This is a genomic window from Nocardioides ginsengisegetis, from assembly GCF_014138045.1.
Classification (GTDB): domain Bacteria; phylum Actinomycetota; class Actinomycetes; order Propionibacteriales; family Nocardioidaceae; genus Nocardioides; species Nocardioides ginsengisegetis.
Window position 1 is genome coordinate 2247540 of the sequence record NZ_JACGXA010000001.1, and the last position, 26920, is coordinate 2274459.

Consider the following 26920-nt stretch of genomic DNA (forward strand, 5'->3'; position numbering starts at 1 on the left):
AGGCGCCCGCGCATGCGGGCGGCGCGGGCGCCAGGGAACAGTCCGCGGTCGGTCAGGGGGTCTGCTTGCGGCGGTAGGCCGGGGCCGCCTCGTTGATGGCGTCGCCCATCCGGTGGATCCGCAGGGCGTTGGTCGAGCCGGGGATGCCCGGAGGGCTGCCGGCGATGATGACCACGAGGTCGCCCTCCTCGACGCGGCCGATCTGGAGGAGCTGCTCGTCGACTTGGCGCACCATCTCGTCGGTGTGCTCGACCTCGAGGGTCTTGAACGTCTCGACGCCCCACGACAGCGACAGTTGCGAGCGCACGGACGCCTCGGGCGTGAACGCCAGCACCGGGATCGGGCCACGCAGGCGCGACATCCGGCGGGCGGAGTCACCCGACTTGGTGAACGCGACCACGTACTTCGCCTCGACCCGCTCGGCGACCTCCTCGGCCGCCTTGGCGATGACGCCGGAGCGCGTGTGCGGGTCCCAGTCGATCTCCTTGACCTGGCCCAAGACGCCCTCCATCGCGTGCTTCTCGGTGGAGGTGATGATGCGGGCCATGGTCTCGACCGTGTGGACGGGGTACTCCCCCACGCTGGTCTCGCCCGACAGCATCACCGCGTCGGCGCCGTCAAGGACGGCATTGGCGACGTCGGAGGCCTCGGCGCGCGTCGGCGCGGGGTTGGAGATCATCGACTCGAGCATCTGGGTGGCCACGATGACCGGCTTGGCGTTGAGCCGTGCCTTCTCGATGATCTGCTTCTGGAGGAACGGCACGTCCTCGAGCGGGCACTCCACCCCGAGGTCACCGCGCGCGACCATGAAGCCGTCGAAGGCCGCAATCACCTCGTCGAGGTTCTCCACCGCCTGCGGCTTCTCGATCTTGGCGATGACGGGCAGCATCACGCCCTCCTCGCGCATGATGCGGCGCACGTCCTCGGCGTCCTGGGCGTTGCGGACGAAGCTCAGCGCGATGAAGTCGACCGTGAGGTGCAGCGCGAAGCGCAGGTCCTCGATGTCCTTCTCCGACAGCGCGGGCACCGACACCGCGACGCCGGGCAGGTTGATGCCCTTGTTGTTGCTGACCTTGCCGCCGACCAGCACGTCGCACGTCACGTCGGTGTCGTCGACCCCGGTCACCCGCAGCCGGACCTTGCCGTCGTCGATGAGGATCGGGTCGCCGACGTTCACGTCGCCCGGCAGTCCCTTGTACGTCGTCCCGCAGATCTCGGCGTCGCCCTCGACGTCACGCGTCGTGATCGTCCACTGCTGGCCACGGCGCAGCTGGACCGGACCGTCGGCGAACGTCTCGAGCCGGATCTTCGGGCCCTGGAGGTCGGCGAAGATGCCGACGCCGTGGCCGCTGGAGTCCGAGGCCTCGCGCACCAGGCGGTAGGACTCGGCGTGGTCCTCGTGGGACCCGTGGCTCATGTTCAGACGGGCCACGTCCATGCCGGCGTACACCAGCTCCTTGATGCGTCGCGGGGACGCGGTGGCCGGGCCGAGGGTGCAGACGATCTTGGCTCTACGCACCCGAGAACCCTAGCCGGATTAGATCGTTCCAACAACCACGCCGCGCCCCCGCCGAGACGGCGGGGGTGCGGTGCTGGTGTGGGGCTGGTGTGTCAGACGACGAGGGGCCGTGCGGTCGGCGGAATCGGCGCCGGCAGCGTGGTCGACCCGGTCAGGAACGTGTCGACGGCGGCCGCCGCGGCACGGCCCTCGGCGATCGCCCAGACGATGAGCGACTGCCCGCGGCCCACGTCGCCGGCGACGAAGACGCCGGGGACCGAGGACATGTAGCCGTTGTCGCGCGCGACGTTGCCGCGCTCGTCGAGGTCGACCTCGAGCTGCTCGACCAGACCCGGCTTCTCGGGGCCGGTGAAGCCCATCGCGAAGAGGACGAGCTCGGCCGGGATCTCCCGCTCGGTGCCCTCGTGCTCGACGAGCTTGCCGCCCTCGAAGGAGACCTCGACCAGGCGCAGGGCCCGGACGTTGCCGTCCTCGTCGCCGAGGAACTCCTGGGTGGACACGGCGTAGACCCGCTCCCCCGCCTCCTCGTGGGCCGAGGAGACCCGGAAGGTCATGGGGTACGTCGGCCACGGCTGGCCCGCGGGGCGCTCGGTCGGCGGCTCGGGCATGATCTCGAGCTGCGTGATCGAGGCCGCGCCCTGGCGGGTGGAGGTGCCGAGGCAGTCCGCGCCCGTGTCGCCGCCGCCGATGATGACGACGTGCTTGCCGGTCGCGGTGATCTGGCCCTCGACCTCCTCGCCAAGCGAGACCCGGTTGGCCTGCGGGAGGAACTCCATGGCCTGGTGGATGCCGCCGAGCTCACGCCCGGGGACCGGCAGGTCACGGGCCTCGGTGGCGCCCATGGCCAGCACCACGGCGTCGTACCGCTCGCGCAGCTTGGCGCCGGTCAGCTCCTCGCCGACGTTGACGCCGGCCCGGAAGACGGTGCCCTCGCGGCGCATCTGGTCCAGGCGCTTGTCGAGGTGCTTCTTCTCCATCTTGAACTCGGGGATGCCGTAGCGCAGCAGGCCACCGATCTTGTCGGCGCGCTCGTAGACCGCGACGGTGTGGCCGGCCCGGGTGAGCTGCTGGGCGGCGGCCAGGCCGGCGGGGCCCGAGCCGATCACGGCGACCGTGCGGCCCGAGAGCCACTCCGGCGGCTGGGGCCGGACGTAGCCGGACTCCCATGCCTTGTCGATGATCGAGACCTCGACGTTCTTGATGGTCACCGGGTCCTGGTTGATGCCCAGGACGCAGGCGGTCTCGCAGGGAGCCGGGCAGAGGCGACCGGTGAACTCCGGGAAGTTGTTGGTCGCGTGCAGGCGCTCGATCGCGCCCTCCCAGTCGTCACGCCAGACCAGGTCGTTCCACTCGGGGATGATGTTGCCGAGCGGGCAGCCCTGGTGGCAGAACGGGATGCCGCAGTCCATGCAGCGTCCGGCCTGCTTGCTGATGATCGGCAGCAGGGCCCGGCCGATGCCGTCCGGGTAGACCTCGTTCCAGTCCTTGACGCGCTCGTCCACCGGACGGCGCGTGGCAACCTCGCGGCCCTCCTTCAGAAAACCCTTCGGATCAGCCATTGCACGCCTCCTCCGTCGGCGAGCAACGGCCCACCATGCTGTGCTGAATTTCCATGTCTTCGCTGCGCTCAGCCATGGAGGACCTCCATGATCCGGGCCGCTGCCTGCTCCTCGTCGAGGCCCTCCTCGAGGGCCTCGGCACGAGCGTCGAGGACCCGCTTGTAGTCACTGGGCATGACCTCGGTGAACCGGGCGAGGGCGGCGGGCCAGTCGGCCAGCAGCTCCTCCGCGACGGTCGACCCGGTCTCCTCGAAGTGGGCGCTGACCAGGGCGTGCAGCTCGTCGGCGGCGTCGCCCTCGACCTTGCCGAGGTCGACCAGCTCGTGGTTGACCCGGCCCTCGTCGAGGTCGAGCACGAACGCGTAGCCGCCGGACATACCGGCCGCGAAGTTGCGCCCGGTCTGGCCGAGGATGACCACGATGCCGCCGGTCATGTACTCGCAGCCGTGGTCACCGACGCCCTCGACGACCGCGTGGACGCCGGAGTTGCGGACGCAGAAGCGCTCGCCGACGACACCGCGGAGGAAGATCTGGCCCGAGGTGGCGCCGTAGCCGATGACGTTGCCGGCGATGATCTGCTGCGAGGCGTCAAACGTCGCCGCCCGGTCGGGACGTACGACGATCCGGCCGCCGGAGAGGCCCTTGCCGACGTAGTCGTTGGCGTCGCCCTCGAGGCGCAGCGTCACGCCCCTCGGGACGAACGCGCCGAACGACTGGCCCGCGGACCCGGTGAAGGTGATGTCGATCGTGCCGTCGGGCAGGCCCTCGCCGCGGTAGCGCTTGGTCACCTCGTGGCCCAGGATCGTCCCGACGGTGCGGTTGACGTTGCGCACCTCGAGCTGGGCGCGGACGGGCTCGCCCCGCTCCAGGGCGGGCTCGGCGATCCGGACCAGCTCGTTGTCCAGGGCCTTGTCGAGGCCGTGGTCCTGGCCGGTCGTGTTGTGCAGCGCCGCGCCCTCGGGGAGCTCGGGCATGTGCAGGATCGGCGAGAGGTCGAGCCCCGCAGCCTTCCAGTGGTCGACCGCGTCGGCGACGTCGAGGGTCTCGACGTGGCCGATCGCCTCCTCGAGGCTGCGGAAGCCGAGCTCGGCGAGCAGCTCGCGGACCTCCTCGGCGACGTACTCGAAGAACGTCACCACGAACTCCGGCTTGCCGGAGAAGCGCTCGCGCAGGACGGGGTTCTGGGTGGCGACGCCCACCGGGCAGGTGTCGAGGTGACAGACGCGCATCATGATGCAGCCCGAGACGACCAGCGGTGCGGTCGCGAAGCCGAACTCCTCGGCGCCGAGCAGCGCCGCCACGACGACGTCGCGGCCGGTCTTGAGCTGGCCGTCGGTCTGCACGACGATCCGGTCGCGCAGGCCGTTGAGCAGCAGCGTCTGCTGGGTCTCGGCCAGGCCGAGCTCCCACGGACCACCGGCGTGCTTGAGGGAGGTCAGCGGGCTCGCGCCCGTGCCGCCGTCGTGGCCGGAGATCAGCACGACGTCCGCGTGGGCCTTGGACACCCCGGTCGCGACCGTGCCGACGCCGACCTCGGAGACCAGCTTGACGTGCACGCGGGCCGACGGGTTGGCGTTCTTGAGGTCGTGGATCAGCTGCGCCAGGTCCTCGATGGAGTAGATGTCGTGGTGCGGCGGCGGGCTGATCAGCCCGACACCCGGCGTGGAGTGCCGGGTCTTGGCCACCCAGGGGTAGACCTTGTGGCCGGGCAGCTGGCCGCCCTCGCCGGGCTTGGCGCCCTGCGCCATCTTGATCTGGATGTCGTCGGCGTTGGTGAGGTACTCCGACGTGACGCCGAAGCGGCCCGACGCGACCTGCTTGATCGAGCTGCGGCGCTCGGGGTCGTAGAGCCGGTCGGCGTCCTCGCCGCCCTCACCGGTGTTGGACTTCGCGCCCAGCCGGTTCATCGCGATCGCGAGGGTCTCGTGCGCCTCCTGGCTGATCGACCCGTAGGACATCGCACCGGTCGAGAAGCGCTTGACGATCTCGGAGACCGGCTCGACCTCCTCGATCGGGATCGGGGTGCGCCCGGTGGCCGCGCCGTCCTTGAAGCGGAACAGGCCGCGCAGCGTCATCAGCCGCTCGGACTGCTCGTCCACGCGCTGGGTGTACTGCTTGAACACGTCGTAGCGACCGGCGCGCGTGGCGTGCTGGAGGCGGAAGACCGTGTCCGGGTCGAACAGGTGCGGCTCGCCCTCGCGGCGCCATTGGTACTCGCCGCCGATCTCGAGCTCGCGGTGGGCCGGCGCGATGCCGCCACGGGGGTACGCCGCGGCGTGGCGCCGGGCGACCTCCTCGGCGATCGTGTCGAGCTCGATGCCGCCGAGCTTGGAGGTGGTGCCGGTGAAGTAGCGGTCCACGACGGACTGCGACAGGCCGACGGCCTCGAAGATCTGGGCGCCGGTGTAGGACGCGACGGTGGAGACGCCCATCTTGGACATCACCTTGAGCACGCCCTTGCCGAGCGCCTTCACGAGGTTGGCGACGGCCGCCTCGGGATCGGTCTTGACGTAGTAGCCCTCCCGCGCGAGGTCCTCGACGGACTCCATGGCGAGGTAGGGGTTGACCGCGGCGGCGCCGTAGCCGACGAGCAGCGCGACGTGGTGGGTCTCGCGGACGTCGCCGGCCTCGACCAGCAGGCCGACCTGGGTGCGGGTCTTCTCGCGCACCAGGTGGTGGTGGACCGCTCCGGTCAGCAACAGGGACGGGATCGGCGCGAGCTCGGCGGTGGAGTGCCGGTCGGAGAGCACGATGATGCGTGCGCCGTCCGCGATCGCGCCGGACACCTCCTGGCAGATCTCCTCGATCCGCTCGGCCATCGCGGTGCCGCCGCCCTCGACGTCGTACAGGCCCCGGGCGACGTGCGTGATGAAGCCGGGCATGTCGCCGTCACGGTTGATGTGGCGGATCTTGGCGAGGTCGTCGTTGGAGATCACCGGGAACGGCAGCACGACCTGGCGACAGGACGCGGGCTGCGGCTCGAGCAGGTTGGCCTCCGGGCCGATGGTGCCGTTGAGCGAGGTGACGAGCTCCTCGCGGATGGCGTCCAGCGGCGGGTTGGTGACCTGGGCGAACAGCTGGGCGAAGTAGTCGAACAGCAGTCGCGGCTTGGCGCTGAGCGCCGCGATGGGGGTGTCGGTGCCCATCGAGCCGATCGGCTCGGCGCCGGTGTTGGCCATCGGGGTGAGGAGGACCCGGAGCTCCTCCTCGGTGTAGCCGAAGACCTGCTGGCGACGGGTGACCGAGGCGTGGGTGTGCACGACGTGCTCGCGCTCGGTGACGTCGTCGAGGTGGATCAGGCCGGCGTGCAGCCACTCGTCGTAGGGGTGCTCCCCCGCGAGCTCGGACTTGATCTCCTCGTCCTCGATGATGCGGTGCTCGTCGGTGTCGACGAGGAACATCCGGCCCGGCTGGAGGCGGCCCTTGCGGACCACGGTCGCGGGGTCGATGTCGAGCACGCCGACCTCGGAGGCCAGCACGACCAGGCCGTCGTCGGTGACCCAGTAGCGCGAGGGGCGCAGGCCGTTGCGGTCCAGGACCGCACCGATCTGGGAGCCGTCGGTGAACACCACGCACGCCGGGCCGTCCCACGGCTCCATGAGCGCGGAGTGGAACTCGTAGAAGCTGCGGCGCTTCTGGTCCATCTCGGTGTGGTTCTCCCACGCCTCGGGGATCATCATCAGCACCGAGTGGGGCAGCGAGCGGCCGCCCATGTGCAGCAGCTCGAGGACCTCGTCGAACGACGCGGAGTCCGACGCACCGGGGGTGCAGATCGGGTAGAGCCGCTCGAGGTCGCCCGGGATGAGGTCGGAGGCCAGCAGCGCCTCGCGGGCCCGCATCCAGTTGCGGTTGCCCATGACGGTGTTGATCTCGCCGTTGTGGGCGATGAACCGGAACGGGTGGGCCAGCGGCCAGCTCGGGAAGGTGTTGGTGGAGAACCGCGAGTGGACCACGGCCATCGCCGACGCGACCCGCGGGTCGGTCAGGTCGGGGAAGAACTTGTCGAGCTGGTCGGTCGTCAGCATGCCCTTGTAGGCGAGCGTGCGCGAGGACAGCGACGGGAAGTAGACGTCGGTCTCGTGCTCCGCGCGCTTGCGCAGCACGAACGCCAGCCGCTCCAGCGCCATCCCGGACAGCCGCGAGGCAGCACCGGAGACGAACACCTGGCTGAAGGCCGGCATCACGCCGAGCGCGGTCGCGCCCAGGATGTCGGGGTCGGTCGGGACGTCACGCCACCCGAGGACCGCGAGGCCCTCCTCCGTGGCGATCTCCTCGATCCGGCGACGGGTCTTGGCGACCTCCTCCTCGTCACCGGGGAGGAAGGCGGTGCCGACGGCGTAGGCGAACTGCGCCGGGAGGTCGAAGTCGACGACGTCGCGCAGGAACGCGTCGGGCACCTGCATGAGGATGCCGGCACCGTCGCCGGAGTTGGGCTCGGCACCCGCGGCGCCGCGGTGCTCGAGGTTGCGCAGCGCGGTGAGCGCCTTGGCAACGATGTCGTGGCTGGCAACGCCGGTCAGGGTCGCGACGAACGCCACGCCACACGCATCGTGCTCGTGGCGGGGGTCGTAGAGCCCTTGGGGCGGCGGGAATGCGTGCTGGAAAGGCACCGGGCATTCTCCCGTCGTCGTCTGTGCCGTGCGGCCCGGCTGGTGCCGAGCTCACATCAGGCAGATTCGGCCGTGCAAGAGGAACTGCAGATCGTGCATTGCAGGGGACGACATTGGCCCTAGCGGAGGACTCAGGCTACCACCGGATCAGCGGGCCGAGCAGGGCCCGACCGCGGCGCGGACGCGTGACGAGCGCCCTAGTTTGAGGTCTCCACGGACGCCACGGTCTCGTCGGGGCGATCGACGTACACCTGCTCCTCGCGACCGGGGCGGCGACGGCTGGAGACGACGAAGTAGACGGCGGCGGCGACGAACAGCACGATCGAGGTCCACACGTTGAAGCGCAGCCCACCGACGTCCTTGAGCTCGACGTCGTCGATGCGGAGCATCTCGATCCAGCCGCGGCCCGCGGTGTAGGCCATGACGTAGAGCGCCATCACCCGGCCGTGGCCGAGGCGGAACCGGCGGTCGGCCCAGACCACGAAACCGAAGGCGCCGAGGTCCCACAGGAACTCGTAGAGGAACGTCGGGTGGAACGTGGAGTACTGCTCGTAGCCCAGCGGCCGGTTCTCCGGCGCGATCTCCAGGCCCCAGGGCAGGTCGGTGGGCTTGCCGAAGAGCTCCTGGTTGAACCAGTTGCCCCAGCGGCCGAGCGCCTGCGCCACCAGCACCGACGGCGCCATCGCGTCGAGCACCGGCAGCAGCCGGATGCCCTTGCGCCGCGCGCCGATCACCACGCCCAGCGCCCCGAGCGCGATCGCGCCCCAGATCCCGAGGCCGCCGCGCCACACGTAGAGCGCCTCGATGGGGTGCTTGCCCTCGCCGAAGTAGAGCGCGTGGTCGGTCATCACGTGGTAGATCCGGCCGCCGACGAGGCCGAAGGGCACCGCCCAGATCGCCAGGTCGCTGACGTCGCCGTCCTTGCCGCCGCGCGCGACCCAGCGCTTCTCCGCGATCCAGATCGCCACGACGATGCCGAGGATGATCGCGAGGGCGTAGCCCCGGATGGGGACCGGGCCGAGGTACCAGACACCCTGGGACGGGCTCGGGATCGACAGGGAGGTGATCATGACTTCTCCAGCAGCAGGTGTACGTCGGAGGCGATCGTGGCGGCGGACGTGTCCTGCGTCCAGAGGATGTGGACCTTGTCGTCGCCCCCGATCGCGCTGACCTGGGTGTTGTGCACGACCTCGTAGCCGCCGCTGGGCAGCTTCTTGCCCTGCTCGACCGCGACCGCCATCGGCCTGCCGATCGCCGCGATCGTGTCGAGGTCGCCGGTCAGCCCGATGAACGTCGGGTCGAAGTGCGAGAGGTAGCGGGTCAGCACCGGTCCGGTGTCGCGCGCCGGGTCGGTGGTGACCAGGACGACGTCGACCTGGGCGCGGTCACTGGCGTCGAGGCGGGTCATCGCGCTGGCCAGCGTGGACATCACGACCTGGCAGATGTCGGGGCAGTTGGTGTAGCCGAAGAACACCAGCGTGAGCGGCTTGTCGGTGTCCTTCGTGAGCGAGTAGCTGGCACCGGAGGTGTCGGTCAGCGGCGTCGACGGGACGACGTAGGGCTGGTCCAGGGTGATGCCCTGGAGCGTCGCCGCCTTGCCGTCGGCCGAGCTGTTGCACCCGGCGAGCAGGACGAGCGAGAGGACGGCGAGCAGGGTCCTGGTCGTCAGGCTCCTACGCACGCCGCACCCCACCGGCCAGGTCCTCGGTGAGCGCGGCCAGCGCCCGGAGGCCGGCGGCCCGGTCGTGGGGGTGGTCCAGGAGGGTGCGCACGAACGCCGAGCCGACGATCACGCCGTCGGCGTACGACGCCACCTCGGCCGCCTGGTCGCCGTTGCTGACGCCGAGGCCGACGCCCACCGGCAGGTCGGTGGCCGCGCGGGTGCGGGCGACGAGCGGGCCGGCCAGGTCGCTGGTGGTGGTGCGAGCGCCGGTGACGCCCATGACGGCGGTGGCGTAGACGAAGCCGCGGCACGCCGCGGTGGTCATCGCGATCCGCTCGTCGGTCGAGGAGGGGGCGACGAGGAAGATCTTGTCGAGGTCGTGCGCGTCGGCCGCCGCGATCCACTCGGGGCCGCTGTCGGGCGTCAGGTCGGGCGTGATCAGGCCCGCTCCCCCGGCGCTCGCCAGGTCGGCGGCGAACCGCTCGACCCCGTAGCGCTCGACGGGGTTCCAGTAGGTCATCACGACCGTGGGCGTGCCGGTGGCGGCGACCGCCTCGACGGTGCGCAGCACGTCGGTGGTGCGGATGCCGCCCTCGAGCGCCTGCTGTGCGGCGGCCTGGATGGTCGGACCGTCCATGACCGGGTCGCTGTAGGGCAGGCCGACCTCGATGACGTCGCAGCCCGCCTCGACCATGGCCCTGAGCGCGTCGATGCCGCCGGCCACGTCGGGGAAGCCGGCCGGCAGGTACCCGACCAGGGCGGCGCGGCCGTCGGCCTTCGCCTTCTCGAACGCGATGCGCGTGCTGGTCACGGTCATCCCACGGGCTCCTCGGTGACCTCGTCGGGGTTGCCCAGCCCGAAGTACTCGATGGCGGTGCCCATGTCCTTGTCACCGCGGCCGCTCAGGTTGACCAGGATCGTCTGGCCCGGACGCTCGGCGGCGAGGCGCAGCGCGCCGGCCACCGCGTGGGCGGACTCGACCGCGGGGATGATCCCCTCGGTGCGGCTGAGCAGCGCGAGCGCCTGCATGGCCTCGTCGTCGGTGACGGGCAGGTAGGTCGCCCGGCCGGTGGCGGCCAGGTGGGCGTGCTGCGGGCCGACGCCGGGGTAGTCCAGGCCGGCCGAGATCGAGTGCGACTCGACGGTCTGGCCGTCCTCGTCCTGCATCACGTAGGTGCGGGCGCCGTGCAGGACACCGGACTGGCCGGCGTGGATCGTGGCGGCGTGGCGGGGCGTGTCGACGCCCTCTCCCCCGGCCTCGAAGCCGAAGATCTCGACGCCCTCGTCCTCGAGGAACGCCGTGAACAGCCCGATGGCGTTGGAGCCGCCGCCGACGCACGCGGCGATGGCGTCCGGCAGGGCGCCGTACTGCTCGAGGCACTGGGCGCGTGCCTCGTCGCCGATGCCGCGGGTGAAGTCGCGGACCATGCTGGGGAAGGGGTGCGGCCCGGCGGCGGTGCCGAAGAGGTACGCCGTGTGGTCGACGCTGGCGACCCAGTCGCGGAGCGCCTCGTTGATGGCGTCCTTGAGGGTCGCGCTGCCGGACTCGACCGGCACCACCTTGGCGCCGAGGAGGTTCATCCGGGCGACGTTGAGCGCCTGGCGGCGGGTGTCGACGGCGCCCATGTAGACGGTGCAGTCGAGGCCGAAGTAGGCGGCGGCCGTCGCGCTGGCGACGCCGTGCTGGCCGGCGCCCGTCTCGGCGATGACGCGGGTCTTGCCCATCCGCTTGGTCAGGAGGGCCTGGCCCAGGACGTTGCGGATCTTGTGGGCGCCGGTGTGGTTGAGGTCCTCGCGCTTGAGCAGGATCCGGGCGCCGACCTTGTCCGAGAGCCGCTCGGCGAAGTAGAGCGGGCTCGGGAGGCCGGCGTAGTCGCGCAGGATCGCCTCGAACTCCGCGACGAACGACGGGTCGGCCATGGCGTCCTGCCAGGCGACGGTCAGCTCGTCGAGCGCGGCCACGAGCGCCTCGGGCATGAACCGGCCGCCCCAACCGTGCTCGGGCCCCCCGAACCAGCCACGCTCGTCGGCGTCCCAGGTGGTGGTGGTCATGCCTCGACTCCCGTCATCGCGGCGACCGCTCCACGCGGGTCGCCGTCCTTCACGAGCGCCTCGCCGACGAGGACCGCGCGGGCCCCCTCCCCGACGAAGCGCTGCACGTCCTGGGGACCGAAGATGCCGGACTCCGCCACCTTCACGCGGTCGTCGGGCACCAGCGGCGCCAGCCGCCCGAAGACGTCGCTGTCGATCTCCAGCGTCTTGAGGTTGCGCGCGTTCACGCCGATCAGCTCGGCACCGAGGGCCACGGCCCGCTCGGTCTCGGCCTCGTCGTGGACCTCGACGAGCACGGTCAGGCCGAGCTCGCGGGCCATGTCGTGCAGGCGGGTCAGCTCGCTGTCGTCGAGGGCGGCGACGATCAGCAGCGCGAGGTCGGCGCCGGCCGCGCGCGCCTCGACCAGCTGGTAGCCGGTGACGATGAAGTCCTTGCGCAGGATCGGGGTGTCGACCGCCTCGCGCACCGCCCGCAGGTCGGCCAGGCTGCCGCCGAAGCGGCGCTCCTCGGTCAGCACGCTGATCGCGGCGGCCCCGCCCGCGGCGTACGCCGTGGCGAGCTCCGCGGGGTCGGGGATGTCGGCGAGTGCGCCCTTGGAGGGGCTGCGGCGCTTGACCTCGGCGATCACGCTCGAGCCGGCTGCCCGGAAGTGCGGCATCGGGTCACGCGGCGGGTCGACGTCGGCCAGCGCGGCGCGCAGGTCCGCGATCGGCGTGGCGGCCTCCCGGGCGGCGAGGTCGATGCGTACGCCGGCGACGATGTCGTCGAGCACGGACATCGGGTCCTCCATCTCAGGGAATCGTGGGTGCGGGTGGCCGGTCCCTAGCCTCTCACCCGCGCGGTTGCCCGACCGAGACGGGATCAGGGAGCGAGCCAGGAGCCCGGGACGTTGCGGGCCAGGGTGAACGCCGTGACGACGACCGCCAGCGTCCACCAGACGGCCGGCGGGACGGCGACGGGCGCCAGGGCCGGGCCGCCGCGCCAGCACGCAACGAGGCGGTGGACCCACAGCACCAGGACGACCGGGAGGGCCACGACGAGGAGCAGGTTGCTCGACGCGGCGGCGCCGAGGTCGAGGTGGGTCAGGTCGTTGACCGCCCGGAGGCTCCCGCACAGCGGGCACCAGAAGCCGAGCAGCGCCGTGGGGCAGTGCCCCCAGGAGCCGTCGGTGTGCGGGTCGCGCACGTGCAGGGCGACCGCCCCGGCGGCCGCGGCCGCGCCGACGGCGAGCGGGGAGGCCAGTCGCTGCAGGCGGCCGGTGCCCGAGCGCGGGAGGGTGTCCGTCAGTGGCTCTCGGTGTTGTAGCCGAGCTTGGCCATCACGACGTAGAGCACGATGGCGCCGACTCCGATGGCCACGCCGATCCAGAAGATCGTCATCGAGACCGGGTCGAGCATGAGGCCGATGCCACCGACCAGGAAGGCGAGGAGGCCGACCGCGACGGCACTCCAGGCTGCCGGGGTGTTGCCGTGGTTGTCAGACATGCGTGCTCCTCGGGGCGGGATCGGTCGTGCGGGGCACAGTCTATTCAGCCGGTGCCGGCGCCGGGTCAGGCGGTGGGGTCGTGGCCCTCGTCCATCGCCTTCCAGAGGTCGATGTTGGTCTGCTCCTCCAGCGGCGTGGCCGGCGGCGTCGGGTCGTCGCCGCCGGTGGGTGCGTCGTAGCGGCTGCCCATCTCGGGCCACTGGGGCGTGAGCAGGACGGCCAGGACGCTGCTGAGGACCGACAGCACGGCGCCCACGGCGGCTGCCCAGAACCAGCCGGTGTGGCTCGTGCTGGCGTCCAGGACGCCGACCCCGGACAGGTCGGCGCGGAGCGAGTCGCCGACCTGGGACCAGCCCACGACGACGGCCGCGAGGGTGCCGATCGCCGCCAGCGCACCGAGGACGGCCACCCCGCGGCGTACGCGTCCCCGGGTGACCAGGACGACGCCCCAGGCGGCGAGCACGACGAGGGCCAGGGCGGTGGTGACGGGCATCTTGCCGGCGTCGACGCTGCCGCCGAAGCCCATGTACCAGTCGGCGCCCAGGCGGGTGGACCGCGCCGAGACGTCGACGGTGGCCCAGGTCTTGTTGCCGGCGACGGCCGTGAGGGTGCCGGCCGCGAGGCCGAGCAGGACGACCGGCCCGAAGGTGCGGCGGCGGGACCGCTCAGCCATCGGCGGATCCGAGCAGGTCGGCGTCGAAGCAGGTGCGGTCGCCGGTGTGGCAGGCCGCGCCCTCCTGGTCGACCTTGACGAGCAGCGTGTCGCCGTCGCAGTCGAGCCGGACCTCCTTGACCCACTGGACGTGGCCGGAGGTGTCGCCCTTGACCCAGTACTCCTGGCGGGACCGGCTCCAGTAGGTCGCCCGCCCCGTCGTGAGCGTGCGGGCCAGGGCCTCGTCGTCCATCCAGCCGAGCATCAGCACCTCGCCGGTGTCGTGCTGCTGGACCACCGCCGGCACCAGTCCGGTGTCGGTGCGCTTGAGGCGGTCGGCGATCGCGGGGTCGAGGGTGGTCACGGGCTCCAGTATCGCGGGTGGGTCACGAGCCCTGTTGACTGACCCAGCTGGCGTGCAGGCCGGCGTAGACGCCGTCCTCGGCGACCAGCTGGCGGTGAGGACCGCGCTGGACGATCCGGCCCTTGTCGACCACGACGACCTCGTCGGCGCTCTCGGCGGTGGAGAGGCGGTGGGCGATCGTGACCGAGGTGCGGCCGCTCATGAGGGTCTCGAGGGCGCGGCCGATGCGCATCTCCAGGGCGGGGTCGACCGCGCTGGTGGCCTCGTCGAGCACGAGCAGGTCGGGGTCGGCGAGGTGGGCACGCAGCAGCGCGACGAGCTGGCGCTCGCCGGCCGACAACGACTCGCCACGCTGGCCCACGCGGGTCTCCAGCCCCCGCGGCAGCCCGGCGACCCAGTCGCCGAGACCGAGCTGGTCGGCGCTGGCGAGGATCTCGGCCTCGGTGGCGCCCAGCCGGCCGTAGCGGACGTTGGCGGCGATGGTGTCGTCGAAGAGGAACCCCTCCTGCGGCACCAGCACCACGCTGCGCCGCAGCGAGACCTGCGCGATCTCGCGGACGTCGACGCCGTCGAGCAGCACGGCACCCTCGGCCGGGTCCATCAGCCGGGTGAGGAGCTTGGCGAAGGTCGACTTGCCCGAGCCGGTCTCCCCCACGATCGCGACGCGGCGGCCCGCGGCGATCTCCATCGTCACGTCGCGCAGCACCGGCGGCCCGCCGGGGTAGGAGAACGTGACGTCCTCGAAGTGCACGTCGATGGGGCCCCGCGGCAGCACCTGGCCGTCGCTGCCGGGGTCGACCAGGTCGGCCGGGGTGTCGAGGATGCCGATCACGCGGCGCCAGCCGGCGATGGCGTTCTGGGCGTCGGTGAGGATCTGGGTGCCCATCTGGACGGGACCGACGAACAGCGAGACGAGGAACGCGAAGGCGAGCACCTTGCCGGCGGTGATGTCGCCGGCGAAGCCGAGCCAGATGCCGACGATGAGAACCCCGGCGTTGGCCAGGCCGGCCGAGATGCCGCCGAGGGAGAACGAGAACGCCGTGAAGCCCTGGGCGCGGGTGCTGGCGGCCTGGTAGGTGCTGATCGCGGTGTCGATGCGGCGCTGGGTGCGGTCCTCGACGGCGTACGAGCGGACGACCGCGGCGCCGACGACGGGCTCGGAGATCGCGGACAGCATCACGCCGACCTGGCGGCGGACCGTGCCGTAGGCGTCGGACAGCTTGCGCTGGAAGTAGCGCAGCGAGAGGAACAGCGGCGCGAAGCAGACCCACACGACGATCGCGAGCTGCCAGCTGTAGATCACCATCAGGACCGTCGCGACCAGGATCTGGCCGACGCTGACCACGAAGATCAGGCCGCCGAAGACCAGGAACTGGCTGACCTGGTCGACGTCGCTGGTGACGCGCGAGACCAGGGCGCCGCGGCGCTCGGTGTTCTGGGTGAGGAGCGGCAGGTCGTGGACGTGGCGGAACGCCTTGATCCGCAGCGTGGCCAGGCCGCGCTCGGAGCTGGTGAACAGCCGGCTGGTCATGGCGTACGACGCCCAGCTGGTCACCGCCAGCGCGACCGCGGCCCCGATCCCCATCAGGACCGTGAAGCGCAGGTTGGGGCCGCCGGCGGCGTCGAGGCCGTGGTCGAGGGTCTGCTGGACGGCGATCGGCACGACCACCTGCCCGATGCTGGCGAGCACGGCCAGCAGCAGGGTGATCCCGATGCCCTCGCGCAGCTCGGGCGAGTGGTGGACGCCGCGGCGGATCGTCTCGAGGGCCGGCAGGTCCTCGCCGGTCTCCATGCGGGTGCCGTCGGGGGCGAGCGTGGTCATGAGGCGTCCCCCGCCATCTCGGTCTCGCCGGCGTGCCCGGCCAGCCCGGCGTGCTCCGCGTGCTGCTCGTAGGCGTTGACGAGGTGGGCGTAGGAGCTGCTGCGGCGCAGCAGCTCGGCATGGGTGCCGCGGTCGGCGATCCGGCCGTCCTCGAGGTGGACCACCTCGTCGGCCAGCCCGATGGTCGCCTTGCGGTAGGCCACGACGACGAGGGTGGTGCCGCGGTCGCCGTCGCGCAGGGCGGCCAGGATCCGGGCCTCGACCTCGGGGTCGACCGCGGACGTGGCGTCGTCGAGGATCAGCACCCGCGGCCGGCGGACCAGCGCGCGGGCCAGCGAGATGCGCTGCCGCTGGCCACCGGAGAGCGACGTACCGCGCTCGCCGAGGCGGGTGTCGAGCCCGTGGGGCAGGGCCGCGACGAAGCCGTCGGCCTGCGCCGCGCGCAGCGCCGCCCAGACCTCGTCGTCGGAGATGGTCGCATCGTCGTCGTGGGCGAGGGTGACGTTGCCGCGCACGGTGTCGTCGAAGAGGAAGGCCGTCTGCGGGACCACGGCCATCGCGGCGGCGAGCTCGCCCCGCGCCAGGTCGCGGAGGTCCACCCCGTCGACGAGGATGCGGCCGCCGTCGGGGTCGACGAGACGGGTCATCAGGGTGGTCAGGGTGCTCTTGCCGGACGCCGTGGCGCCGACGATGGCGACCGTCCGGCCGGGCTGCACCTCGAAGCTCACGTCGGACAGCAGCGACTGGTCGGGGACGTAGGAGTAGCTGAGGTGGTCGACGACCAGGTGGGCGCCGGCCGGGTCGTCGCCCGACGGGGCGGGGGTCTCGCCGAAGGGCATCTCGCCGGTCGCGTCCAGCACCTGGCGCACCCGGCGGTAGCCCACGACGCTGCGCGGGAACTCGCCGAGCAGCCAGCCGATCGAGCGGATCGGGAAGGACACGATGGTGAGCAGGTAGGCGACGGTGACGACGTCGCCGGCCGCGGTGGCACCGCTCATCACCCGGTCGACGCCCACGGCCAGCACGACGAGGACGCCGAAGCTCGGCAGGGCGGCCAGGACAGGGTCGAAGGCGGCGCGGATCCGGCCGGCGCGGATGTTGACGTCGCGCAGCTCGTGGGCCTTCTCCGCGAAGCGTGCGGTCTCCTCGCCCTCGCGGCCCAGGGTCTTGACGACCATCGCGCCGTCGAAGGACTCGTGGGCGACCTCGCTGACCTCGGCGCGCAGCTGCTGCGCCCGGGTCATCAGCGGCGACGCGACCCGCTGGTAGACGATGTTGGCGGCGATGACGAGCGGGAAGACGAGCAGGCCGACGAACGCCAGGACCAGGTCGGCGGCGAACATCTGGACGACCGCGATCACCATCATCGCGACCGTGCCGACCGCCATCGGCAGCGGCGCGATCGGGCCCCAGGCCGCCTCGACGTCGGAGTTGGCGTTGGAGAGCAGCTGCCCGGTGGGGTGCCGCTGGTGCCACTCCATGGGGAGGGAGAGGTACTGACGCGTCACGGCGCGGCGGGTGTGGGCCTGCATGCGGTACTGCATGACGCCGGCGCCCAGGCGGCGCGCCACGATGCCGATCGCCCGCAGGATGGCCACGCCGACGAAGAGCGCGAGGATCGCGACGAGCAGGCCGTTGCCGATCTCGCCGTTCTTGAAAGCCGGCAGCACGACGTGGTCGGTGGACCAGCCGAGCACCCAGGCGTCGGCCACGGTCAACGCGCCGAAGAGCAGGCTCCCGACCGCGGACAGGGTGAAGATCCAGGGCTCGCGACGGATCGCCACCAGGAGCACCGAGAAGCCCTGACGCGTCGTCGCGGCGCGACGCTCCACCCGTTCATCTGCCACTGGCTCAGGGTAGTCGGCGACACCGACGGCACCCCATTCCCGGGGGTTGCGTCCTGCTTCCTCCCGCGCGGCCCGGCATCGGCCCTACGATCACCGCCATGACCCTCTCCCTGAGCGCGCTCACGGGCAGTACGTCGCTCGCACGGCGGGAGCGGGTCGCGATGTGCGACACCGCGCTGGCCGTCGGCGAGGACGCCCCGACGCTGTGCGGCGACTGGACGGCCAAGCAGCTGGTCGAGCACTGCCTGGTGCGCGAGCACAGCCCGCTGGGGGCGACCGGCATCGCGGTCCCCGGGCTGGAGGTGCTGACCGAGAAGGCGATGGAGCGTGTCGGCCGCCGCGACTTCGCGGTGCTCGTGGAGCGGTTGCGCCGGCCCGGCCTCACGCCGTACGCCCTGCCGCCGGTGGACGTCGCGTTCAACACCCTGGAGTACTTCGTCCACCACGAGGACCTGCGCCGGGCGCAGCCCGGGTGGGAGCCGCGGGACCTCAGCGAGAGCGACCGCTCTCGGCTGTGGCGCGCGATCCGCCTCGGCGGCCGGGGCCTGGTGCGGCCGGCCGGTGTGCCGGTGCGCATCGAGCGGTCCGACACCGACGCGCACGCGACCCTGCGGCGCGGCGACGATCCGGTCGTGGTGCGCGGGCTCCCGTCGGAGCTGGTGATGTTCCTCTTCGGTCGCGCCGAGTTCCGCGACGTGGAGTTCTCCGGACCGCCCGACCGGATCGCGGCGCTGCGGCGCGCCGAGCTGGGTTTCTGACGTGCGGGCCCTGCTGGCGGTCGCCGCGCTGTCGGGCCTCCTGCTCGCGGGCTGCACGTCGACCGACGCCGACCCGGGGGTCGCCGAGCCGGGCTCCCCCGCCGGCTCCTCCGACGTGGTCTCCGACGAGCCCACCTTCGCTCCCCCGGCCGGCGTCACCGTCACCGACGTCCCCGACCGGCCGGTCGGCGTCGAGGCCGTCGGCTCCCATGCCTGGGCAGCCCTGCCCGACTCTGGCAGCCTCCTGACCGAGCACGGCCACGAGGTCCCGGTGGGCAGCGCACCGCTCCGGCTGGTCGCGACGCCCGCCGGTGTCTGGGTGAGCGTGATCCGCGACGGCACCCTCGTCCGGATCGACCCGGACACCGAAGAGGTGGACCTGACCGTGCACCTCAAGCCGACCGGCAGTGAGCCGGAGGGGCTGGCCTGGGACGGCACCTCCCTCTGGGTGGTCGACCAGGCCCACGACCGGGTCCTGCGCGTCGACCCCGCGTCCGGCGCCGTCGTCGAGGCCGTCCCCACGGGCGCCGGTCCCCGGCTCGTCGCGCTCGGCGACCAGGGCGCGTGGGTCGCCGACTACGTCGACGCGTCCCTCACCCGGCTGCTGCTCGTCCACGACTGCGCGGCCCACCTCCCCGAGTGCAGCGACTACGAGCCCCGCACGATCCCGCTCGACAACCAGTGCCTCACGCCGCAAGGACTTGCCTGGGTAGACCACGTCGTCTGGGTGACCTGCACGGTCCAGTCGCGGGTGATCGGCGTGGACGAGGTCACCGGCAAGGTGATCGCGCGCTTCCCCGTCGACCACGCCGACGCCGTGGTCGCCGACGGCAACGACGTCTACGTCGTGGGCCAGGTCGGGCCCACGGTGCGCCGCATCGACACGACCACCCGGACGATCGGCGACCCGCTCGTCCTCGACGAGGCCGGACCCACCACCGAGAACGTCGCCGCGGCCATCGTCGGCGACACCCTCGTGGTGTCACATCCCGAGGTCCGTCGGCTCTATTCCGTCCCGCTGGGGCTGCTGCGCCGCTAGCATTTTCGGGTGCTCCCCAACCCCCCTTCGGGTGCGCTGTCCCGGGTCCTGCGTCGCATCGGCGTGGCGGTTCTGGGCGTTGCGCTGCCGCTGACCCTCACCCCGCCGGACCACACCTCGGCCGCGGCGGGGCCGATCATCCCCCTCCCCGGCAACCCACTCGCCGCCCACCCGTGGGGCGTCTACCTCGGCCCGCAGGACATGGCCTGGGAGCCGTGGACGAAGGCGACCGGGCGCAAGAAGGAGCTGCTCGACAAGATCGTGCTGCAGCCCAAGGCGCAGTGGTACGGCAAGTGGGTCCCCGACCGGGACATCGCCGACCGCATCCACAAGCTCGTCGCCAGCGCCACAGGCGGCGACCCGGACGTGATGGTGCAGATGGCGATCTTCCGGATGGTCCCGTGGGAGGGCAACGACCGGGTCTGCAACCGGCTGCCCACCACCGCGGAGGTCGCGAGCTACAAGAAGTGGGTGCGCAACGCGGCGGCCGCCATCGGATCGACGTACGTCGCGATGATCCTTCAGCCCGACGGTCCCTTCGCGCTCTGCGCCAAGAACGGCTCGAAGCTGCCGTCGCGCATGATCCGCTACGCCGCGAAGACCTTCAGCGCCAACCCGAACACCACGATCTACATCGACGCCGGCGCCGCCGACTGGAACCGCAGCAACCCCAAGACCGCCCTGAAGATCCTGATGCCCGCGGGGATCAGCATGGTCCGCGGCTTCGCCTTCAACTCCACCCACTACGACTCGGTCGCCGAGGAGGTGGAGTACGGCGCCGCCGTGGCGCAGGCCCTCGCGGAGAAGGGCATCCTCGACAAGCACTTCGTCGTCAACACCTCCTCCAACGGCCAGCCCTTCCGCGGCTACACCTACAAGGGCCCCGACTTCGACAACGCCTACGCCTGCCAGGACAAGACCCAGCACCACTGCGTCACCCTCGGCATCCCGCCGACGACCGACGTCGCCAACCCGGCCTGGGGCCTGACCCTCGGGCAACGCCTCAAGGCGGCGGCGTACGCCGACGGCTACCTGTGGTTCGGCCGGCCCTGGCTCTTCGAGCAGGCGAGCCCGTTCGTGATGAAGCGGGCGCTGACGCTGGCGCGGACGACTCCTTGGCAGTAGGCCGCTGACGCGGCTTGGTTGCTTGTCGCCCGCTTCGCGGGCGGATTTCCGCTGCGCGGGGCTGCCTTCCCGGGAGGTCGGGCTTCGGGGTGTGGCCGACGGGGCGCTCCCACGGTCCCCTCGCGAGTCCCTGGGGTCGCCGTGTCGCCGCTACAGGCGGTTTCCTTCCGTGTTCGCCGTCGGCGGCGCCACGCCGACCTTTTACGGGACCTCGCGAGGGGCCCGCGTGCTCGCCCCGCCGTCCCCGGGCCGTCCCCGGGCTCTCGGGCGGGCGGGGAACAAGGTCCGGTCGACCACCGTGGCTGCGCTGCCGCAAGACAGGGGACATTCCGCGTCAGCGCGGAACGGGTCAGGTGGCGACCCTTGACCCCCGCCCGCCCGGGAGCCGGGCGGCGAGCCGTGGGGACGGGCGGGCGCGCACGCGGCGACGATGCGAGGTCCCGTCAAAGGGAGGCGCGGCGCCGCCCAGCGGCGGCCCGGCAGGAAACCACGCCGTGGCGAGCGACGCGGCGAGCATAGGGACTCGCGTCGTCGACGTGGGAGCGAACGCCCGGCCCCACCACCCCGCGCCGAGACTGTCCCGGGAAGGCAGCCCCGCGCAGCGGCAACCCGCGAAGCGGGCGACACCCGTCAGCGAACGGGATGTCCCGCAGAGGCGAGCGCTGACTTCACGTCAGCGATCCGGAGCGTGCCGAAGTGGAAGACCGTGGCCGCGAGGACCGCGTCGGCTCCGGCGTCGACGGCCGGGGCGAAGTGCTCGGCACGGCCGGCGCCGCCGGAGGCGATGACCGGGATGGTGACTTCGCGGCGGACGGCGCGGATCAGGTCGAGGTCGAAGCCGTCCTGGGTGCCGTCGGCGTCCATCGCGTTGAGCAGGATCTCGCCCGCGCCCAGCTCGGTGGCGCGGACGGCCCAGGCGATGGCGTCGAGGCCGGCGGACTCGCGGCCACCGTGGGTGGTGACCTCGAAGCCGGAGTCGGTGCCCGGCGCCCGGCGGGCATCCACGGACAGCACGAGGACCTGGTTGCCGAACCGGTCGGCGATCTCAGCGACCAGCTCGGGGCGCCGGATCGCCGCGGTGTTGACCGCGACCTTGTCGGCGCCGGCGCGCAGCAGCCGGTCGACGTCCTCGACCGAGGACACGCCCCCGCCGACGGTCAACGGGATGAAGACCTCCTCGGCGGTGCGCGAGACGATCTCCATCGTGGTGGCCCGTCCCTCGTGGGAGGCGGAGATGTCGAGGAAGGTCAGCTCGTCGGCGCCCTCGGCGTCGTAGGTGCGGGCCAGCTCGACCGGGTCACCGGCGTCGCGGAGCTCCTTGAAGTTGATCCCCTTCACCACGCGCCCGGCGTCGACGTCGAGGCACGGGATCACCCGGACGGCCAGGCTCATGCGGTGCCCTTGGTGAGGGCCAGCGCGTCCTCGAGGGTGAAGCGACCCTCGTAGAGCGCCGTGCCGGCGATCGCGCCCTCGACGCCCTCGGGCACCAGCTCCATCAGGGCGCGGATGTCGTCGAGGGTGGTGACGCCGCCCGAGGCGATGACCGGCGCGGAGGTCACCGCGCAGACGTCGCGCAGCAGCTGGAGGTTGGGGCCGGCGAGCATGCCGTCCTTGTTGACGTCGGTGACGACGTAGCGCGCGCAGCCCTCGGCGTCGAGGCGGGCCAACGTCTCGTAGAGGTCGCCGCCCTCCTGGGTCCAGCCGCGGGCGGCGAGGGTGCGACCGCGTACGTCGAGCCCGATGGCGATCCGGTCGCCGTGCTCGGCGATCACCTTGGCGCACCACTCCGGCTGCTCGAGCGCGGCGGTGCCGATGTTGACCCGGCGGCAGCCGGTGGCCAGCGCGGCCGCGAGCGACTCGTCGTCACGGATGCCGCCGCTCATCTCCACCTGGATGTCGAGGGCGCCGACGATCTCGGCCTGCAGCTCGCGGTTGGTGCCGCGGCCGAACGCCGCGTCGAGGTCGACGAGGTGCAGCCACTCGGCGCCGGCGTCCTGCCACCGGCGGGCGGCGGCCACGGGGTCGCCGTACACGCGCTCGGAGCCGGCGACGCCCTGGGCGAGCTGGACGGCCCGGCCCTCGGTGATGTCGACGGCGGGGAGGAGCTGGAGGTAGGACATGGGGCTTCTTCCTAGGTGCGGCGGAACAGCATGGTGTACAGGACGGGGGCGGCCAGGATCGAGACGATCAGCGCACCGACGCGGGCGGACCACTCGGGGACGAAGAGCCAGACCAGGATGTTGAGCAGCAGGAGCAGCGCGATCGTCGCGCCGGTCTGGCGGCGACGCCGCTGGGCGAGGATGCCGGTCTGCCGGGGGCGGCGCCGGGGCAGTCTGGAGGTCAGGACGGCGCGGCGCGCGTCGCGGCGCTCACGCCGCTCGGCCTCGGCGGCCCGGGCGGCGGCGAGCACGGCGGCCTCCCGCTCGCGCTCCTCGCGGCGTCGGGCGCGCTCCTTGCTCACAGGGTCCCCACCCAGTTGTGCAGGAGGGCGGCACCGGCGTCCCCGGACTTCTCCGGGTGGAACTGGGTGGCCGTGAGCGGGCCGTTCTCGACCGCGGCGACGAAGCGGTCGCCACCGTGCTCGGCCCAGGTCACCAGTGGCGCGCGCGTGCGGTCGTTGGTGACAAGGGTCCAGTCGCGGACGCCGTAGGAGTGCACGAAGTAGAACCGCTCGTCCTCGACGCCGGCGAACAGCGTCGACCCCTCGGGGACCTCGACGGTGTTCCAGCCCATGTGGGGCACGACGGGGGCCTGGAGGCGCTCCACGACGCCGGGCCACTCGTCGCAGCCCTCGGTCTCCACGCCGTGCTCGACCCCGCGCTCGAACAGCACCTGCATGCCGACGCAGATGCCGAGCACCGGACGACCGCCGGCGAGGCGGCGGCCGATCAGCCGGTCCCCCTTGATGGCACGCAACCCGGCCATGCACGCGGCGTAGGCGCCCACACCCGGCACGAGCAGGCCGTCGGCGTCCAGGCAGGTCTGGAAGTCCGAGGTCAGCACGGCCGTGGCGCCGGCGCGCTCGACCGCGCGGACGGCCGAGCGGAGGTTGCCCGAGCCGTAGTCCAGGACGGCGACCGTGCTCAGAGCGCGCCCTTGGTCGAGGGGATGCCGGTCTCGCGCGGGTCGAGCGCGACCGCGTCGCGGAACGCCCGGGCGAACGCCTTGAACTGCGTCTCCACGATGTGGTGCGGCTCGCGGCCGGCCAGGACCCGCACGTGCAGGGCGATGTGGGCGTGGAAGGCCAGCGTCTCGAAGACGTGACGGGTCAGCGAGCCGAGATAGTCGCCGCCGAGGACGACGTACTGCTGGCCCTCGGGCTCCCCCGTGTGCACGCAGTAGGGACGACCCGACACGTCGACGACGGCCTGGACGAGCGCCTCGTCGAGCGGCACGGTCGCGTCGCCGAAGCGGCGGATGCCGACCTTGTCGCCGAGCGCCTCGCGCAGCGCCTGGCCGAGCACGATCGCGGTGTCCTCGACGGTGTGGTGCGCGTCGATGTGCAGGTCGCCCTCGGTCTGGACCGTCAGGTCGAGCAGGGCGTGCCGGGCGAAGGCGGTGAGCATGTGGTCGTAGAAGCCGACACCGGTCGAGATGTCGTGGCGGCCGGAGCCGTCCAGGTCGACCTCGACGAGCACCTTCGACTCGCTGGTCTGCCGCTCGAGGCGGGCGGTCCTGCTCATGTGAGTCCCTCTTCCGTGACTGCTGTGAGTGCCTGCTTGAACGCGGTCATCTCCGCGGGGGTGCCGATCGAGACGCGGAGCCAGCCATCGGGTCCGACCTCGCGGATCAGCACACCCCGGTCGACCAGACCCTTCCAGACAGCATGACGGTCCGCGAACGTCCCGAACAACGCGAAGTTGGCGTCGCTGTCGGCGACGGTGTGCCCCTGCTCGCGCAGCCAGGCCACGGTCGCGTCCCGCTCGGTGCGCAGGTCGTCGACCCGGCCGAGCAGCTCGGGGGCGTGCCGCAGGGCCGCGAGCGCGACCGCCTGGGTGACGGCGGAGAGGTGGTACGGCAGGCGTACGACGCGGATCGCGTCGCAGATCTCCGGGGCCGCGGCGAGGTAGCCGAGCCGGGCGCCGGCCAGCGCGAACGCCTTGGACATCGTGCGCGACACGACCAGGTTGCGGTGGTCCGGCAGCAGCTCGAGGGCGCTGGGGGTGCCGCTGCGGCGGAACTCGCCGTACGCCTCGTCGACGACCAGCACGCCGCCGTCGCCGACGGCCTCACACAGGCCCGCCACCGCCTCGGGCGGCAGGGCCGTGCCCGTCGGGTTGTTCGGTGACGGGAGCAGCACGACGCTCGGCCGGACCTCCTCGACCAGGGCGTGCGCCTTGTCGAGGTCGAGGGAGAAGTCGCTCTCGCGGTGGCCGGTGACCCACTCGGTCATCGTGTCCCGGGCGTACTCGGGATACATGGAGTACGTCGGCGCGAAGCTCAGCGCCGTGCGCCCCGGGCCGCCGAACGCCTGGAGCAGCTGGAGCATGACCTCGTTGGAGCCGTTGGCGGCCCACACCTGCTCGGGCGCGATGCCGTGCGGGGTGTCGCGCGAGAGGTAGCCGGCCAGCGCGGTCCGGAGCTCGGTGAACTCGCGGTCGGGGTAGCGGTTGAGCGACCCCGCGGCCTCGGCGACCGCGGTCGCGATGTCCGCGACGCAGGCCGGCGAGGGGCCGTAGGGGTTCTCGTTGACGTTGAGCTGCACGGGCAGGTCGAGCTGCGGGGCGCCGTAGGGCGCCAGGCCGCGCAGCTCCTCGCGGAGCGGCGGGAAGTCGGTCATGACGTCTCGACAGGCTCGACGACCGAGGGGAACCGGACGCGGACCGCGGCACCGTGACCCGGCAGGTCCTCGGCCTCGGCGAGGGTGATGACGTGGTCAGCCACCTCGGCGAGGGCCTCGCGGGAGTAGTCCACGACGTGCACCGACTTGGTGAACGCGCGCACCGACAGACCCGAGGAGTGGCACGCGCAGCCACCCGTGGGCAGGACGTGGTTGGACCCGGCGCAGTAGTCACCCAGCGACACCGGCGCGTGCGGGCCGACGAAGATCGCGCCCGCGTTGCGGACCCGGGCCGCCCAGCCGGCAGCGTCCTCGGTGTGGATCTCGAGGTGCTCCGCGGCATACGCGTTGACCACGTCGAGGCCCTGCTCGAGGTCGTCGACCAGGACGATGCCCGACTGCGCCCCGGACAGGGCCGTGGTGATCCGGTCGGTGTGCTTGGTCGCGAAGACCTGCTTGTCCAGCTCGGCCTCGACCTCGCCCGCCAGCCGCTCGGAGGGCGTGACGAGCACGGCGCCGGCCAGCGGGTCGTGCTCGGCCTGGCTGACCAGGTCGGCGGCGACGTACGACGCATCGGCGCTGTCGTCGGCCAGGATCGCGATCTCGGTGGGGCCGGCCTCGGAGTCGATGCCGACCTCGCCCTTGAGCAGCCGCTTGGCCGTGACGGTGTAGATGTTGCCCGGACCGGTGACCAGGTCGACGCGACGGCACGGACCGGTGCCGAGCGCGAACATCGCGATCGACTGGGCACCGCCCACGGCGTAGACCTCCTCGACGCCGAGCAGCGCGCACGCAGCCAGGATCGTCGGGTGCGGCAGCCCCCCGAACTCCTTCTGGGGAGGCGAGGCCAGCGCGATCGAGGTGACCCCCGCGGTCTGGGCGGGGACGACGTTCATGAGCACGCTGGAGACCAGTGGTGCGAGGCCACCTGGGACGTAGAGGCCGACGCGGTCGACCGGCACCTTGCGGTGGGTCACCCGGGCGCCGTCGCCCAGCTCGGTGGTGACGTCGTGCTCGAGCTCGGCCTCGCAGGTGGCGCGGAGCCGGCGGACCGACTCCTCGAGGCCGGCGCGGATCGCCGGGTCGAGCTCGGCGAGGGCGGAGTCGAGCGCGGCCTGAGGCACGCGGATGTCCTCGACGACGACGCCGTCGAACTTCTCGGTCAGCTCGCGGATCGCGTCGAGCCCGCGCGTGCGTACCGCCTCGATGATCGGGAGGACGGCATGGGTCGCGGCCTCGACGTCGAACTCGGCGCGCGGCACGGCGGCGCGGTAGTCGACGGGAGCCGCGCCCTCGGCGGCGGCTCCACGCAGGTCGATCCGGCGAATCATGCCCTGATTCTACGGACGCGGCTCGCCGCGCCCGAACCGGCGACGACGCATGGACGGGCCGCTGCGCGGGTTGGTTGCTTGTCGCCCGCTTCGCGGGCGGGTTGCCGCTGCGCGGGGCTGCCTTCCCGGGACATCTCGGCGCGGGGTGGTGGGGCCGGACGGTCGCTCCCACGTCGACGATGCGAGTCCCTATGCTCGCCGCGTCGCTCGCCACGGCGTGGGTTTCCTGCCGGGCCGCCGCTGGGCGGCGCCGCGCCTCCCTTTGACGGGACCTCGCATCGTCGCCGCGTGCGCGCCCGCCCGTCCCCACGGC

The 26920-nt window shown here is 72.3% G+C and carries 24 protein-coding genes; 3 read left to right on the top strand and 21 right to left on the bottom strand.

From position 1 onward, the window contains the following. Nucleotides 1-52: 52 nt before the first annotated feature. The 14 genes from pyk to FB382_RS10855 form a co-directional block, all read right to left on the bottom strand. On the bottom strand, nt 53-1519 hold the full coding sequence (gene pyk / locus FB382_RS10790) for a pyruvate kinase (RefSeq protein WP_182539044.1): 1467 nt from the start codon (nt 1517-1519) through the stop codon (nt 53-55). 92 nt (nt 1520-1611) lie between these two features. Then, nucleotides 1612-3078, bottom strand: a complete 1467-nt coding sequence (locus FB382_RS10795) for a glutamate synthase subunit beta (protein ID WP_182539046.1) — start codon at nt 3076-3078, stop codon at nt 1612-1614. Nucleotides 3079-3146: 68 nt separating this feature from the next. Further along, nucleotides 3147-7688: a glutamate synthase large subunit gene (gltB, locus tag FB382_RS10800; RefSeq protein ID WP_182539048.1), complete on the bottom strand. Its 4542-nt coding sequence runs from the start codon at nt 7686-7688 to the stop codon at nt 3147-3149. A 197-nt stretch (nt 7689-7885) separates the two neighbouring features. Beyond that, entirely contained in the window at nt 7886-8758 is an 873-nt protein-coding gene (gene lgt / locus FB382_RS10805) for a prolipoprotein diacylglyceryl transferase (protein ID WP_182539050.1), read from the bottom strand. Further along, complete coding sequence (locus tag FB382_RS10810) at nt 8755-9369, bottom strand: SCO family protein (protein WP_343055561.1); 615 nt, start codon at nt 9367-9369, stop codon at nt 8755-8757. The genes lgt and FB382_RS10810 overlap by 4 nt, the downstream gene beginning before the upstream one ends. Beyond that, entirely contained in the window at nt 9362-10168 is an 807-nt protein-coding gene (gene trpA / locus FB382_RS10815; RefSeq protein ID WP_182539052.1) for a tryptophan synthase subunit alpha, read from the bottom strand. Before trpA ends, FB382_RS10810 begins: the two co-directional genes overlap by 8 nt. Beyond that, entirely contained in the window at nt 10165-11403 is a 1239-nt protein-coding gene (trpB, locus tag FB382_RS10820; protein WP_182539054.1) for a tryptophan synthase subunit beta, read from the bottom strand. Before trpB ends, trpA begins: the two co-directional genes overlap by 4 nt. After that, entirely contained in the window at nt 11400-12182 is a 783-nt protein-coding gene (gene trpC, locus FB382_RS10825; protein ID WP_182541469.1) for an indole-3-glycerol phosphate synthase TrpC, read from the bottom strand. The genes trpB and trpC overlap by 4 nt, the downstream gene beginning before the upstream one ends. Before the next feature lie 83 nt (nt 12183-12265). Beyond that, nucleotides 12266-12589, bottom strand: coding sequence for a DUF2752 domain-containing protein (locus tag FB382_RS10830; RefSeq protein ID WP_220481322.1), 324 nt, complete (start codon nt 12587-12589; stop codon nt 12266-12268). A gap of 98 nt (nt 12590-12687) precedes the next feature. Continuing rightward, nucleotides 12688-12888 carry an HGxxPAAW family protein gene (locus FB382_RS10835; protein WP_125036456.1) on the bottom strand — a complete coding sequence of 67 codons (201 nt, stop codon included), beginning with the start codon at nt 12886-12888 and terminating at the stop codon, nt 12688-12690. A 65-nt stretch (nt 12889-12953) separates the two neighbouring features. Continuing rightward, the gene (locus FB382_RS10840) at nt 12954-13562 is read right to left on the bottom strand and encodes a Trp biosynthesis-associated membrane protein (RefSeq protein WP_182539056.1); all 609 of its coding nucleotides are present in this window, start codon (nt 13560-13562) and stop codon (nt 12954-12956) included. Then, the gene (hisI, locus tag FB382_RS10845; RefSeq protein ID WP_182539058.1) at nt 13555-13905 is read right to left on the bottom strand and encodes a phosphoribosyl-AMP cyclohydrolase; all 351 of its coding nucleotides are present in this window, start codon (nt 13903-13905) and stop codon (nt 13555-13557) included. Before hisI ends, FB382_RS10840 begins: the two co-directional genes overlap by 8 nt. Before the next feature lie 22 nt (nt 13906-13927). Then, the gene (locus tag FB382_RS10850) at nt 13928-15727 is read right to left on the bottom strand and encodes an ABC transporter ATP-binding protein (protein WP_182539060.1); all 1800 of its coding nucleotides are present in this window, start codon (nt 15725-15727) and stop codon (nt 13928-13930) included. Next, nucleotides 15724-17574: an ABC transporter transmembrane domain-containing protein gene (locus FB382_RS10855; RefSeq protein ID WP_182539062.1), complete on the bottom strand. Its 1851-nt coding sequence runs from the start codon at nt 17572-17574 to the stop codon at nt 15724-15726. Before FB382_RS10855 ends, FB382_RS10850 begins: the two co-directional genes overlap by 4 nt. Nucleotides 17575-17672: 98 nt before the next feature. Between FB382_RS10855 and FB382_RS10860 the strand changes: the two genes are divergently transcribed. From FB382_RS10860 to FB382_RS10870, 3 genes are read left to right on the top strand one after another with little or no spacing between them, the layout of a single operon-like run. Further along, nucleotides 17673-18332, top strand: coding sequence for a TIGR03085 family metal-binding protein (locus tag FB382_RS10860; protein ID WP_182539064.1), 660 nt, complete (start codon nt 17673-17675; stop codon nt 18330-18332). A 1-nt stretch (nt 18333) separates the two neighbouring features. Then, the gene (locus FB382_RS10865; protein ID WP_182539066.1) at nt 18334-19371 is read left to right on the top strand and encodes a Vgb family protein; all 1038 of its coding nucleotides are present in this window, start codon (nt 18334-18336) and stop codon (nt 19369-19371) included. Nucleotides 19372-19380: 9 nt separating this feature from the next. Beyond that, complete coding sequence (locus tag FB382_RS10870) at nt 19381-20496, top strand: glycoside hydrolase family 6 protein (protein WP_182539068.1); 1116 nt, start codon at nt 19381-19383, stop codon at nt 20494-20496. A gap of 630 nt (nt 20497-21126) precedes the next feature. On the opposite strand, the gene hisF is transcribed toward FB382_RS10870, so the two are convergent. Genes hisF through hisD form a run of 7 tightly spaced genes read right to left on the bottom strand, consistent with a single transcriptional unit; the run spans nt 21127 to nt 26607 of the window. Then, nucleotides 21127-21888 carry an imidazole glycerol phosphate synthase subunit HisF gene (hisF, locus tag FB382_RS10875; RefSeq protein WP_182539070.1) on the bottom strand — a complete coding sequence of 254 codons (762 nt, stop codon included), beginning with the start codon at nt 21886-21888 and terminating at the stop codon, nt 21127-21129. Further along, a complete protein-coding gene (gene priA, locus FB382_RS10880) occupies nt 21885-22616 on the bottom strand; it encodes a bifunctional 1-(5-phosphoribosyl)-5-((5-phosphoribosylamino)methylideneamino)imidazole-4-carboxamide isomerase/phosphoribosylanthranilate isomerase PriA (protein WP_125038602.1) in 732 nt (243 codons plus the stop codon). Before priA ends, hisF begins: the two co-directional genes overlap by 4 nt. Before the next feature lie 11 nt (nt 22617-22627). Continuing rightward, complete coding sequence (locus tag FB382_RS10885) at nt 22628-22957, bottom strand: hypothetical protein (protein WP_182539072.1); 330 nt, start codon at nt 22955-22957, stop codon at nt 22628-22630. Then, complete coding sequence (gene hisH, locus FB382_RS10890; RefSeq protein WP_182541471.1) at nt 22954-23583, bottom strand: imidazole glycerol phosphate synthase subunit HisH; 630 nt, start codon at nt 23581-23583, stop codon at nt 22954-22956. The genes FB382_RS10885 and hisH overlap by 4 nt, the downstream gene beginning before the upstream one ends. Continuing rightward, entirely contained in the window at nt 23580-24179 is a 600-nt protein-coding gene (gene hisB / locus FB382_RS10895; protein ID WP_182539074.1) for an imidazoleglycerol-phosphate dehydratase HisB, read from the bottom strand. The genes hisH and hisB overlap by 4 nt, the downstream gene beginning before the upstream one ends. Then, entirely contained in the window at nt 24176-25276 is a 1101-nt protein-coding gene (locus FB382_RS10900) for a histidinol-phosphate transaminase (RefSeq protein WP_182539076.1), read from the bottom strand. The genes hisB and FB382_RS10900 overlap by 4 nt, the downstream gene beginning before the upstream one ends. Beyond that, nucleotides 25273-26607: a histidinol dehydrogenase gene (gene hisD / locus FB382_RS10905; RefSeq protein ID WP_182539078.1), complete on the bottom strand. Its 1335-nt coding sequence runs from the start codon at nt 26605-26607 to the stop codon at nt 25273-25275. The genes FB382_RS10900 and hisD overlap by 4 nt, the downstream gene beginning before the upstream one ends. Nucleotides 26608-26920: the final 313 nt, after the last annotated feature.

Bases quoted from the DNA above. Each gene is read 5' to 3' on its own strand.
- trpB (WP_182539054.1), bottom strand. From the start codon at position 11,403: ATGACCACCACCACCTGGGACGCCGACGAGCGTGGCTGGTTCGGGGGG.
- FB382_RS10850 (WP_182539060.1), bottom strand. From the start codon at position 15,727: ATGACCACGCTCGCCCCCGACGGCACCCGCATGGAGACCGGCGAGGAC.
- trpC (WP_182541469.1), bottom strand. From the start codon at position 12,182: ATGTCCGTGCTCGACGACATCGTCGCCGGCGTACGCATCGACCTCGCC.
- FB382_RS10795 (WP_182539046.1), bottom strand. From the start codon at position 3,078: ATGGCTGATCCGAAGGGTTTTCTGAAGGAGGGCCGCGAGGTTGCCACG.
- lgt (WP_182539050.1), bottom strand. From the start codon at position 8,758: ATGATCACCTCCCTGTCGATCCCGAGCCCGTCCCAGGGTGTCTGGTAC.
- FB382_RS10900 (WP_182539076.1), bottom strand. From the start codon at position 25,276: ATGACCGACTTCCCGCCGCTCCGCGAGGAGCTGCGCGGCCTGGCGCCC.
- trpA (WP_182539052.1), bottom strand. From the start codon at position 10,168: ATGACCGTGACCAGCACGCGCATCGCGTTCGAGAAGGCGAAGGCCGAC.
- hisD (WP_182539078.1), bottom strand. From the start codon at position 26,607: ATGATTCGCCGGATCGACCTGCGTGGAGCCGCCGCCGAGGGCGCGGCT.
- hisF (WP_182539070.1), bottom strand. From the start codon at position 21,888: ATGAGCCTGGCCGTCCGGGTGATCCCGTGCCTCGACGTCGACGCCGGG.
- FB382_RS10835 (WP_125036456.1), bottom strand. From the start codon at position 12,888: ATGTCTGACAACCACGGCAACACCCCGGCAGCCTGGAGTGCCGTCGCG.
- priA (WP_125038602.1), bottom strand. From the start codon at position 22,616: ATGTCCTACCTCCAGCTCCTCCCCGCCGTCGACATCACCGAGGGCCGG.
- FB382_RS10840 (WP_182539056.1), bottom strand. From the start codon at position 13,562: ATGGCTGAGCGGTCCCGCCGCCGCACCTTCGGGCCGGTCGTCCTGCTC.
- FB382_RS10860 (WP_182539064.1), top strand. From the start codon at position 17,673: ATGACCCTCTCCCTGAGCGCGCTCACGGGCAGTACGTCGCTCGCACGG.
- hisB (WP_182539074.1), bottom strand. From the start codon at position 24,179: ATGAGCAGGACCGCCCGCCTCGAGCGGCAGACCAGCGAGTCGAAGGTG.